9 protein-coding genes and 1 tRNA gene are annotated in these 10,958 nt (G+C 59.8%); 6 read left to right on the top strand and 4 right to left on the bottom strand.

Annotated elements, in window-relative coordinates; all coding sequences use genetic code 11:
- Positions 1-341: 341 nt before the first annotated feature.
- Positions 342-2,312 (top strand): HAMP domain-containing methyl-accepting chemotaxis protein, encoded by a 1,971-nt coding sequence (locus tag E7813_RS26085; protein ID WP_291578186.1) that lies wholly within the window; start codon positions 342-344, stop codon positions 2,310-2,312.
- 39 nt (positions 2,313-2,351) lie between these two features.
- Here the strand turns inward: E7813_RS26085 and E7813_RS26080 are convergent, their stop codons facing one another.
- Positions 2,352-2,669: a DUF3175 domain-containing protein gene (locus E7813_RS26080; protein ID WP_291578182.1), complete on the bottom strand. Its 318-nt coding sequence runs from the start codon at positions 2,667-2,669 to the stop codon at positions 2,352-2,354.
- A 184-nt stretch (positions 2,670-2,853) separates the two neighbouring features.
- On the opposite strand from E7813_RS26080, the gene E7813_RS26075 reads away from it, so the two are divergent.
- From E7813_RS26075 to E7813_RS26065, 3 genes are all read left to right on the top strand, one after another.
- A complete protein-coding gene (locus E7813_RS26075; RefSeq protein WP_291578185.1) occupies positions 2,854-4,344 on the top strand; it encodes an MFS transporter in 1,491 nt (496 codons plus the stop codon).
- A gap of 20 nt (positions 4,345-4,364) precedes the next feature.
- Positions 4,365-5,210 (top strand): trehalose-phosphatase, encoded by an 846-nt coding sequence (gene otsB / locus E7813_RS26070; protein WP_291578184.1) that lies wholly within the window; start codon positions 4,365-4,367, stop codon positions 5,208-5,210.
- Between the two features lie 219 nt (positions 5,211-5,429).
- The gene (locus tag E7813_RS26065) at positions 5,430-6,890 is read left to right on the top strand and encodes a trehalose-6-phosphate synthase (RefSeq protein WP_291578181.1); all 1,461 of its coding nucleotides are present in this window, start codon (positions 5,430-5,432) and stop codon (positions 6,888-6,890) included.
- A 65-nt stretch (positions 6,891-6,955) separates the two neighbouring features.
- Here the strand turns inward: E7813_RS26065 and E7813_RS26060 are convergent, their stop codons facing one another.
- Positions 6,956-7,261, bottom strand: a complete 306-nt coding sequence (locus E7813_RS26060; RefSeq protein ID WP_291578183.1) for a hypothetical protein — start codon at positions 7,259-7,261, stop codon at positions 6,956-6,958.
- A 200-nt stretch (positions 7,262-7,461) separates the two neighbouring features.
- On the opposite strand from E7813_RS26060, the gene E7813_RS26055 reads away from it, so the two are divergent.
- Positions 7,462-7,551: transfer RNA gene (locus tag E7813_RS26055), tRNA-Ser, on the top strand.
- A 355-nt stretch (positions 7,552-7,906) separates the two neighbouring features.
- Here the strand turns inward: E7813_RS26055 and E7813_RS26050 are convergent.
- Positions 7,907-8,224, bottom strand: a complete 318-nt coding sequence (locus tag E7813_RS26050; protein ID WP_291578180.1) for a DUF6295 family protein — start codon at positions 8,222-8,224, stop codon at positions 7,907-7,909.
- Positions 8,225-8,235: 11 nt separating this feature from the next.
- The gene (locus tag E7813_RS26045) at positions 8,236-8,985 is read right to left on the bottom strand and encodes a dienelactone hydrolase family protein (protein ID WP_291578179.1); all 750 of its coding nucleotides are present in this window, start codon (positions 8,983-8,985) and stop codon (positions 8,236-8,238) included.
- A 940-nt stretch (positions 8,986-9,925) separates the two neighbouring features.
- Between E7813_RS26045 and E7813_RS26040 the strand changes: the two genes are divergently transcribed.
- The gene (locus tag E7813_RS26040) at positions 9,926-10,768 is read left to right on the top strand and encodes a glucose 1-dehydrogenase (RefSeq protein ID WP_291578178.1); all 843 of its coding nucleotides are present in this window, start codon (positions 9,926-9,928) and stop codon (positions 10,766-10,768) included.
- The last annotated feature ends 190 nt before the right edge of the window (positions 10,769-10,958 follow it).

Below are 10,958 nucleotides of genomic sequence, written 5' to 3'. Positions count from 1 at the left end.
CTGGGAATTTGGTCGCGGAGGTCATTGTGATGCGGGTCCGCGCGAAAAATTTGTATCCTGCCGAGGAGGAGGTTAGGGCAGCGTCGGCGCCGTCCCGAACCCTGAGGCTGCTTCCCCTTCGAAAACACGACCCAAAACCGCTCCTCGGGATGAGGATTCGCTGCATATTTACGCCCCCTTATCCATTCTCCCCCTAAATCTTCCGGACTCGATTCGGGAAAGCTCGCGCTGCTCCGAATTCGCAGGCACGAAGACGGGGGTTCGGGGTGGGGTTATCAAAGCGCGCCTGGCGACACTCGATATTCACGAGAATCCCGGCCTTGCGGTTTCGCGCCAAGGTCATGCTCGGCTTTGCCGTCGTGCTCGCGGTGTCGGCCGCCAGCCTCGGGATCGCCTATCTCGGATTCGAGCGCATCTCCGCCGGCGTGGCGCTCTACCGGAATAGCGTGTCGGAAGCCGACCTGGCGCGCAACATCGACCGCGAGCTGATCTCGTACCGGGCGCTGGCGCGATATTATGTGGTGACCGGGAAAGATGACGACGCCAAGACAGCGCTAGCGGCTGAAGCCAGCCTCAAGGACGCCATCGACCGATCGATGAGGGGCACCACCAATCCGGCGGGGCTCGATCATGTCACGCGCCTTGCGAGGGAATTCAATATCTTCACCAAGATCTTCGCCGATATCCTGAGGGTCAAGCGCGACAGCGCATTCACCGCGCAGAATCAGCTTGCGCGCGGCGGCACCTTGTTGCGCTACAAGCTCGAGGATCTCGCAAGCGTTGCCGCCGAAGCCGAACTTCCGGCAGTTGAACTCGGCGCCAAGCAAGTCCTGGCGCAATATCTGGCGGTGATGGCGCTCGCCAATACGTTCGTCATCAATTCCGATCAGACGGTTGCCACCAGCGCTTTGTCGCGCCTCACGTTCGTCGAGAATTCGCTGCGGGCGATCTCGTCGAGCGATGAGAAGGTCGTGCAGGCGCTCAAGGAGATTTCGGGAATGCTGGAAGAATACCGGCAATCCTTCAGCAAACTGGTCGAGAATTCAAAGTCTATCGACGAACTGACGGCCGAAATGAACGATTCTGCAACGGCGATCATGCAGGGATCGAGCGCGATGAAGGCTGAGCTGCTCTCCGATCAACAGCGGCTTGAATCTGAATCGGACGCGATCGTCGGCGAGACCGAGCACCTGATTATGATGCTCGCGGCCGGCGGGCTCCTGCTGGGTGGAACGCTGGCCCTGCTGCTCGGCAAGGGAATTTCCGGCCCGATGACCGCGATGTGCAAGGCGATGCGCGAACTCGCCGGCGGCAATTTCGATGTCGTGCTGCCCGGCCTTGGCCGCAAGGATGAACTCGGCGAGATGGCGGCCGCGGTGGAAGAATTCAAGCTGCAGGCCATTGCCAAAGCTGAACGCGACGCCGCCGCGCATGAAGCCCAGAATAGGGCTGCCGGTGCCGCGCGCCGCGCCGAACTCATCCGCTTCGCCGATCAATTCGAAACCGCGGTCGGCGCGATCGTCTCCAACGTTTCGGCGTCGGCCGTTCAGCTTGAATCGGCTGCCGGGGTCCTGACGCGGACCGCGGAAACCACCCAGGGGCTTTCCAGCCATGTGGCCGGCGCATCAGAAGAAGCCTCCAGCAACATGCAATCGGTCGCTGCTGCGACCGAGGAACTGTCCGCGTCGGTTGATGAAATCGGCAGACGGGTACGCGAATCCAACCGGATCGCGGAGGCCGCGGTGCTTCAGGCGCAGCAAACCGACGGGCGGATCGGCAAATTGTCGCGTGCTGCGCAGGAAATCGGCGACGTCGTCAAACTGATCACCGCGATTGCCGAGCAGACCAATCTGTTGGCGCTGAATGCGACCATCGAAGCGGCCCGTGCCGGCGAGGCCGGCCGGGGTTTTGCCGTTGTCGCTTCCGAGGTCAAGTCGCTGGCGAGCCAGACCGCGAAGGCGACCGACGAGATATCGTCGCACATTTCCGGCATGCAGGGCGCGACGCAGGAGTCGGTCGCAGCAATCAAGGAGATCGGCGGCACCATCGCCCAGGTATCGAGTATCGCCTCGACGATCGCCAGTGCGGTCGAGCAGCAAAGCTCGGCGACGCAGGAAATTGCCCGTAGTGTCCAGAACGTCGCCCAGGGCACCCAGGAAGTCGCCGCCAATATCATGCAGGTAAATCGCGGCGCCACCGAAACCGGCTCGGCGTCGGAAGAGGTTTTGAATTCGGCGCGAACGCTCTCGACCGAAAGCACGCGGTTGCGTGAAGAGCTCGACCGCTTCATGGCGAATATCCGCGCGGCCTAGCGTTGATCGATCGTCCCGGCTTTAGGCGGGGACGACAAGTTATTCCCTTCCAAACTGCCGCTTCAATTCGCTCTTCGCGCGCTCCAGCCGCTCGCGTTGCGTTTTCGGCAATGTCTTGCCGGCGCGGTTGATGTAGAAGGTCAGCATCGAGAGTGCCGAGCGGTAAGCGCCGGCCTTGCGGCGCGAACTGCGTTCCGCCGAGCGCTTGAGCGACGCCGCAATCCGCTTTGGGTCTCGCAGCGTGAATACGCCGCGCTTCAGATCGAGCGCGTCGCTCTCCTGGGTGACCCTTTGCGACCAGCGCTTGGTCGTTGCCTTCTTGCGCGTCGCGGTTTTTTTGGGTGCGCCGTGGCTCAACCCGTGCGGCCATGCTCGATCTCCTGTTTTTGTTCAAAACCCGAAACAGTTCAACTGGTTCCGCACGCTCCCACCATGGGAACCTCCCTCATTGCCGCGCGTTAACGAGACAAGCACCGGCCCAATGAAACCGTTAGTCGCCCGAAACAAGGTTCCCGGGGTCCGTCTTGCCCGGTCCGATCCAATGTATCTGCCGCATTCCGATCATTTCGCAGGCGATGATCGAACCACCGAAAATCGGGTCGTTGAGACCGATATTCCTGCCCGGCTCGATAGCCTGCGCTGGAGCGGTTTTCACACCCGCGTGGTGCTGGCGCTCGGCATTACCTGGATCCTGGATGGACTGGAGGTGACGCTGGCCGGCGCCCTGTCGGGTGCGTTGAAGGAAAGTCCGTCGCTTCAATTCACGAATTTCGACGTCGGATTTTCCAACAGCGCGTATCTGGCCGGTGCCGTGCTCGGTGCGCTCGGGTTCGGTTGGCTCACCGACCGGATCGGACGCAAGAAACTGTTCTTCATCACGCTGGCGCTTTATCTTGCGGCCACCGCCGCGACAGCGCTGTCCTGGAATCTCGGGAGCTATGCATTGTTTCGGTTTCTCACGGGTGCGGGCATCGGCGGCGAATATACCGCGATCAATTCGACGATCCAGGAATTGGTGCCGGCGCGCTACCGCGGATGGACCGACCTTTTGATCAATGGCAGCTTCTGGATCGGTGCTGCGATGGGTGCGACCAGCGCGATCGTGCTGCTCGACCCGGTTCTGGTCGGCCCCGACCTCGGCTGGCGGCTGGCCTATCTTACCGGCGCGTGTCTTGGCCTGGTGGTGTTCGTGATGCGGATGTGGATACCCGAAAGCCCGCGATGGCTGATCATTCATGGTTATCCGAGCCGCGCGCAGGCGATTGTCGGCGACATCGAACGGGCGGCGATCGGAAAGCTGCAGGACCAGTCGCAACAGGATTCATTGCAACATGTCTGGCCGAAAATCAGGTTGAGAATGCGCGATCACACCCCGCTGCGCGAAGTGGCGCGAACGCTGTTCGCGACCTATCGCCGGCGCTCGCTGGTCGGATTGGTATTGATGATCGCGCAGGCGTTTTTCTACAACGCGATCTTCTTCACCTTTGCGCTGGTCTTGACCGATTTCTTCGGGATCGCCTCAAGCCAGGTCGGATGGTACATTCTGCCGTTCGCAGCCGGCAATTTCCTGGGGCCGCTGCTGCTTGGCCGCTTGTTCGATACGGTCGGACGCCGCGCGATGATTGCGCTGACCTACGGCGTTTCGGGCGTTCTGCTCGCGCTTTCAGGCTATCTGTTCGCGATCGGTGCATTGAGCGCGCAAACCCAGACCATCGCATGGATGGTGATCTTCTTTTTTGCGTCGCCTGCCGCAAGCTCCGCCTATCTGACCGTCAGCGAGACCTTTCCGCTTGAGGTCCGCGCGCTGGCGATTGCGTTGTTCTATGCGATGGGAACGGCAATTGGCGGTGTCGCCGGCCCGGCGCTGTTCGGCGCGTTGATCGATACCGGATCGCGCAACAGCGTTTTCGCGGGCTATTTGTTCGGGGCGGGATTGATGGCGGCGGCGGCTGTTATCGCGTGGCGTTATTGCATCGCAGCCGAGCGCCTGCCGCTGGAATCAGTTGCCCGGCCGCTCGCCTTTGTGGAGTAGAATGAATGACACAGGACTTGATGGATCAAGATTCGGCTGACATGCCGCAAGAAGACATATCGGAAGAAGAGGCCTCGCCTGACGCCGTTCCGGTGCCGCATTCGCTGGTTTCGCAGCTGGATCAGTGCGCGATCCTGCTCGACGTCGACGGCACCCTGCTCGATTTGGCGCCGACGCCGCGTGAGGTGTGGGTGCCGCCGGGCCTGGCCAGAACGCTCAACCGCTTGCTGCAGAGAACCTCGGGCGCGCTGGCGCTGGTCAGCGGACGTTCGCTGAACGATATCGATTTGATCTTTGCACCTGAGCAATTTCCGGCAGTCGGAGGCCACGGTGCGGAAATGCGAATCTCAGGCGATAGCGAAGCCGTTGCCACCCACGCGCCGCCGATGGACAAGGAATTGAAGAGGCGATTAGCGGCGATCGCGAAACTCAGCCCGGGCATTCTGCTCGAGGACAAGGGTTACTCGCTGGCCTTGCATTACCGGCTGGCGCCGCATGCCGAGAAGGCGATTTATGCGGCGGTTTCGCTGATACGGGCCGACCTTCCGAACGCGCCGATCGAAGTGCTGCCGGGGAAATGCGTGTGCGAAATCAAGCATTCCGGTTTCACCAAGGCTACGGGTGTTGTGGAACTAATGACTCACGAACCATTCCGGGGGCGCCGTCCTATTTTTATCGGCGACGACGTGACGGATGAAACGGTGTTCGCGGTCATGCCCGACCTTGGCGGTGTTGCATTCTCCGTCGGCCGCCGTGCGCAGGGCGTAGCCGGTCATTTCGATGAACCTCGCGACGTGCGTGAATGGCTCGCACATCTGCTCGACGACGAAAAGGCCACCGTGGATTCACAGAATATGGTTCGTTGATGCCGCAATGTCGCCTGGAACCGGAATGGCCATTTCTGTCCGTTTGAAGAATCGAGACAATTTTTTGCGAAAAACCTTCCGGCAAATTCCCTGTCTCGTGGACTTGCAAGGTTCCGGCGGCATACCGCCTGAATTTGGTGCCTTTTCGTTGAAAAGGTGACACGGAACCATATTGATGAATGGCTGTTAACTGGCGAGCGGAACATCAGGAGGGGACCTGTGAACCTCGTCGTCGTTTCAAATCGCGTGGCGCGTGGCAAAACCAATGAGCCCATGACGGGGGGGCTCGCGGCCGCTTTGCTGCCGGTGGTAGAGAAATCCGGTGCGATTTGGGTAGGTTCGAGCGGCCGGGTCCGCGACGGCACCCAGAAGGAGCCGTTCGCGGAAGTCGAAGCCCTCGGCGCGGGCGCGCTGGCAATGCTGGATCTGCCTGCAGCGCATTACGGCGGATATTATGAAGGTTTTGCCAATTCGGCATTGTGGCCGGCGCTGCATTCCCGCACGGATCTGATCCGCTCCTCACAGCAGGATTATCTGTCCTATCGCGAAGTCAACGCCTTCATGGCGCGGGCGCTCAAGCGATTCACCAAGCCGGACACCGTATTCTGGATTCAGGATTATCATTTCCTGGCGCTGGGCGCGGAGATGCGCGATCTCGGCGTCACCCAGCCGGTCGGATTTTTCCTGCATACGCCCTGGCCGGCGCGCGCCGTCGTCGCCGGGGTTCCGCATCATCGCGAACTGGTCGAGGCGATGCTGGCTTACGACTTGATCGGGTTCCAGACCCAAGATGATTGCGAAAATTTCCTCGGATACCTCCGGTCGGACCTGGATCTTCGAATCGAGAACGGTGTCGTCACCTCGCGTTACGGAACGTCGCGGATGGCGGTATTTCCGATCGGAATCGATCCCGAAAAATTCGCCCGGCAAGCCGCCAAGGCCATATCCCATCCCGACGTATCGCGGTTGCGGCGAAGCCTGAACGGCGAGAAGCTGGCGATCGGCGTCGATCGGCTGGACTATTCCAAGGGACTGGTCAACCGTATCGAGGCCTTCGATCGGATGTGGACCTTGCAACCGGCGATGCAGCGCACGGTCTCCTTGCTGCAGATCGCGACGCCGTCGCGCGGCGCGATCGAAGCCTACGGCAATCTGCAGAGCGAAATCGCAAAACTGGTCAGCGACGTCAATGGCCGTCATGGCGAAGTCGACTGGACCCCGATCCGCTATCTCAACAAAGGTTTCAGCCAGACCGTGCTGGCCGGGCTCTATCGTACCGCCCAGGTCGGCGTGGTGACGCCGCTGCATGACGGGATGAATCTGGTGGCCAAGGAATATGTCGCGGCACAAAATCCTGCCGATCCCGGCGTGCTGGTATTGTCGAAATTCGCCGGCGCGGCCAACGAGTTGGACACCGCGCTGTTGGTAAATCCTCACGATATTGACGGCATGGCGCGAACCATCGCGCTCGCGCTCTCGATGCCGTTGCTGGAACGGCGGATGCGGTGGGAAGCGATGATGACGAAACTTCGCGGCCACACCATCCAGCAATGGTTTGCCGATTTCGTCGACGTGCTGCAGCAGACCCACACCGCTAGCGCGACGGTCGGGCCGCCGATACCGGAACCGCCGACCTTATGGCCGCTGCGCTCGGTCAATTCCGGCGCGAGGTATCATTAGCGGAAGCGATATCAGATCCGCCATCCTTCGAAGATCGCCACGCCCGCACCCCAAGATGACGATTTCTAGTAGCAATACGACATGCCGTTGAGCACGGCGCAGCGCGTCTTGTTGGGCGCGCTGGGGTTATCCAGCGGCACGACGCCTTTGCCCTGGCCGACGAACACGCCCTGTCCGACGACCACCGACGATTTGTTGCCGATGATGACGCTCGGATGGGGCGACAGGCTTGATCGGGTGCCGTCGGGCCAGATGATCGCATCGCCGGACAGCAAACCGTGCCGGCCGTCATCGCAGGTCACGACGGAACCTTCGCTGCTGCACGCCTGCGCCCTTGCCGGCCCGGTGCATTGAGCGGCGATTACGAACATTGAAATTGCGAACACAAGCGCCCGTTCGATGGTCATGCCCCCTCCGCCGGTGAGATTGTCAGTGCAATCAGTCGTCGCCCGTAACCGGCTTTCGGTTCACCGATAAATTACCTATATTATTCAACCGGTTGTGGAAATTGGCGGCTCCGTAACCGCGGTCGCTTGCAAAAGTCCTCTCGCGCCTTCAAGACAGGGCATCCGGAGAGATGGCCGAGTGGCTTAAGGCGCACGCTTGGAAAGCGTGTGTGCGGGAAACCGTACCGTGGGTTCGAATCCCACTCTCTCCGCCACGTGTTTCTGGCAATATATTGAAAATTATACATAATTTTTGAATATTTACCTTCGGCCCCCAAGTCAGTCCCCAAAGTCGACTTCGGCCTGCGCTTATGATTGGGAGCTGCGGTAAAAGGGGTTGCGCCATCAGATTCGGCATTCGGTCGCTATCCAGCTTCCAAGGGTCGACCTGAAGCCCCTTCGCTATCCTGGCATAGCTATTTTACCGTTACTTTAGTTATTCTGACGGGAGGGCGGGTCGTGTTTTTCCGTTTTCGCCGTGAGCGGGCGAAATCGTCGTTTTGCCGCCGGCTATTCGCGATTTTCGAGCCGCTCCATGACTTCCGCAATGCCACGCGGTCAGTGGCCGGCTCATCTGGCATGTGACGCTGCCCGAACGAGGCTGGGCACGGCGCCTTTTCCCCTCACTTCCGCTTCCTCGAACTCGGCGGCGGTAATCACCCGGTCGAGAGCAGCGCGGAGCTCCTTTGCTGTCTGCAGCGTCAGCTCAATCCCAGCCCGCGCCCCGGGTTCGAGGCAACTGTTGATGAAGTCGAGCGTGATGACGTCGCCCAGCGGAGCATGGCGCGCGTGGTCATAGGCAACCACCGCCTGTGAGAGCGGGAACCATTCGTCGCCGCGCTTTGCCATGCCCTCGGCTCGTGCGATCTCGATAATGGACGTGCACATGTCCGGGCCTCCTACTTCGCCAGGTACTTGCCGAAGAAGGTGAACACCTTGCTCCAGCCGTCCATTGCCTGCTCGGGCCGGTAGAGTGGCCGGTGCCAATAAAAGATGCCATGACCGGCACCGTCGTAGCGGTAGAACTCGTGCACCTTGCCGTGCTTCTTGAGTTCGGCCTCGTGCTGGTTCACCTGCTCGGGGCTCGGCGCGCGGTCGTCGTTGCCGAAGATGCCAAGCAGCGGGCAAGAGAGATCCCTGGTCATCTCGATCGGCGCGACCGGCGTCTTGGCATTGAGCTCCTCCTTGCCCATCACCACGCGGCCGCCCCAGAGCTCGGCGCAGGCGTCGACGTCCTTCCTCTGGCAGGCATAGATAAAGGCGTGCCGGCCACCAGAACATGAGCCGAAAATACCGACCTTGCCGTTGTGATTGGACTGCGCGCGCATCCATTTCACCGCGGCCTCGGTATCGCCGACCATCTGGGCGTCGGGAATGCCGCCGTCGGCGCGCACTTTGGCGGCGACGTCGTCCGGGTTGCCCTCGCCCGCACGCTCATAGAGGTTGGCACAGATCGCGAGATAGCCGTGATGGGCGAACCGGCGCGTCGTCTCAATATAGAACTCGCTCCAGCCCGGGAGATGGTGGACGAGCACGACGCCAGGAAAGGGACCTGGACCCGACGGCTTGGCCACATAAGCGGTAATCGGGGTTCCCTTGTCGCCTTTAATGGTCACGTTCTCGCAAGTCATGCCTCGGTAAAATGACATCAGTTTTCCTCCATCGGCGTCAGCTCAGTCGTTCGTCCGTGCATCGTAGCGCCGCGCCGGCATCGATAAGTGGCGTCGCACTCCCTTTGCTGCGAAGATCGTAGCGCGGCTAGTATTCGATAATCGCGTTCCGGGCGCAACAACAAGCAGCCGAGCCGCTCAAATCGTCTGGAACGTTACAACACCGCTTCCTGTTGACCGCGGCGGAGTACTGCCCCCTTTTCCATCCCGCGTGATGGTTAGTGGTCCCTTTTCGCATTGGTTCTGCGGAGTTCCGGTCCGGGACCGAACCGACAAACAAGCGAAACGCTTTTATTCTCTCGGGCCATGACCGATGATTGGAACGAAAAACTGCGCTGCCCGAAATGCGGCAAGACGGGTATAGCTAGCCTGTCTCAAGACGACGATGCCGACATAGCGACCGTTCACGGCGTACCGGATGGCTTTAAGGTCGTTGCCACCCAGCATGGCCCCGACTTCCAGTGTACGACGTGCAACGTAGCGGTGGTGCCATAGGCCGCCTCAGTTGGCAGCTTGAGAAAAATCAGCACGGCCTTACCAACGCTTCATAAGGTGCGCTCATACCGAGTGGCCTGTCGTACAGACTGTTACGGCTACGAAGTCCGGCCTCCTAGGCGCACCGGGCCTCGTTCTTTTTCCGCTTAAGTTGGCGACCTCTTTCGTGTCCGGTCGTCGCTGGCAATGGCGCCTATTGGCACATAACGGTCATGGCTGGCCTGGCGGGCGATGTCCGCTATCCGGAGAACAGCGGAAAACATATGCTCAGTCAGAGGTTTTCCGCTTTGACCCTTAACGGAAGTCGTCCCTAGTCCAGCAATACCCCGATATGCTTTGATACATTGGGATGAAATTACAAATCTAGGGGTTGTCCCGCTGTTGGATTCGGGGAATCTAAAAAATCATCGGAAAAGGAAAGTTCATGAGCAGATTGTCGGGTAAGGTCGCTATCATTACTGGCGGGGCGAGCGGGATTGGACGCGGGACTGTTGAGCTTTTTGTCAAAGAAGGCGCGTCGGTGGTTGCTGCCGATCTTCAGGACGACAAAGGGGCGCGGCTCGTCGAGGATTTTGGTGGCAAGGTAAGCTATGTGCGCTGCGACGTCGCTAATGAGGCAGATGTCAAAGCGATGATAGCTTTTGCGATCGAAAAGTTCGGCAGACTTGACTGTCTATTCAATAATGCAGGAATTCCTGGTTTTGGTGGACCAATTGCAGATACGCCCGTAGAGGAATTCGATTCAGTTGTTGCCGTTGGACTGCGTGGTGTGTTCCTCGGCATCAAGCACGCGGCACCAATTATGTGCCAGCAGAAGTCCGGCTCAATCATCTCGACAGCATCCGTAGCAGGTATTCGAATCGGCTTTGGGCCGCATGTCTATAGCGCTGCCAAGGCCGCAGTCGTTCAACTTACTAAATCGACTGCGCGTGAACTCGGCGAGAGCAATGTGCGCGTTAACTGCATATGTCCTGGGGGTATCGCCACCCCTATCTTTGGAAAGATGTTTGGGCTCGCGACACAGGTCGCAGATCAGACTGTCGAGCCGATGAAGATGGCGCTGGCGATGATGCAGCCTATCCCGCGGGCAGGCACTCCAGCGGACATTGCTCAGGCGGCGCTATGGCTAGCGAGCGATGAATCCACCTTTGTCACTGGCCACGAACTTGTCGTTGATGGCGGAATTACTCTCGGTCGGAAATGGTCCGAAAGCCAAGCCAATCGTCAGAATATGATGGCTGTTCTGGGGATCAACGATAACAAGTAGCAGGCGGAAAGCGTCTGCTCGCAGCAGGCACTTCCGGGTTTGGCACTTAACGGACTTGCCGTGATGTCCGCTGGATGTCCGTTGTTGGGGTGCCGGCTCAACCGGTCGACGCAACACAGGCGTTAAATCTCTCTGCTGGGGTTTCAAATTGCAAGGTCTCACGTGGTCGTTCGTTTAGCTGACGAGCCAC

This window comes from Bradyrhizobium sp., assembly GCF_004799405.1.
Taxonomy (GTDB): Bacteria; Pseudomonadota; Alphaproteobacteria; order Rhizobiales; family Xanthobacteraceae; genus Bradyrhizobium.
Note: the sequence above shows the minus strand (reverse complement) of the source record. Positions and strands in the feature narration are given on the sequence as shown.

Coding starts and splice junctions, on each gene's coding strand:
- E7813_RS26085 (WP_291578186.1), top strand. CDS start 342: ATGCTCGGCTTTGCCGTCGTGCTCGCGGTGTCGGCCGCCAGCCTCGGG.
- E7813_RS26075 (WP_291578185.1), top strand. CDS start 2,854: ATGTATCTGCCGCATTCCGATCATTTCGCAGGCGATGATCGAACCACC.
- otsB (WP_291578184.1), top strand. CDS start 4,365: ATGGATCAAGATTCGGCTGACATGCCGCAAGAAGACATATCGGAAGAA.
- E7813_RS26060 (WP_291578183.1), bottom strand. CDS start 7,261: ATGTTCGTAATCGCCGCTCAATGCACCGGGCCGGCAAGGGCGCAGGCG.
- E7813_RS26050 (WP_291578180.1), bottom strand. CDS start 8,224: ATGTGCACGTCCATTATCGAGATCGCACGAGCCGAGGGCATGGCAAAG.
- E7813_RS26045 (WP_291578179.1), bottom strand. CDS start 8,985: ATGTCATTTTACCGAGGCATGACTTGCGAGAACGTGACCATTAAAGGC.
- E7813_RS26040 (WP_291578178.1), top strand. CDS start 9,926: ATGAGCAGATTGTCGGGTAAGGTCGCTATCATTACTGGCGGGGCGAGC.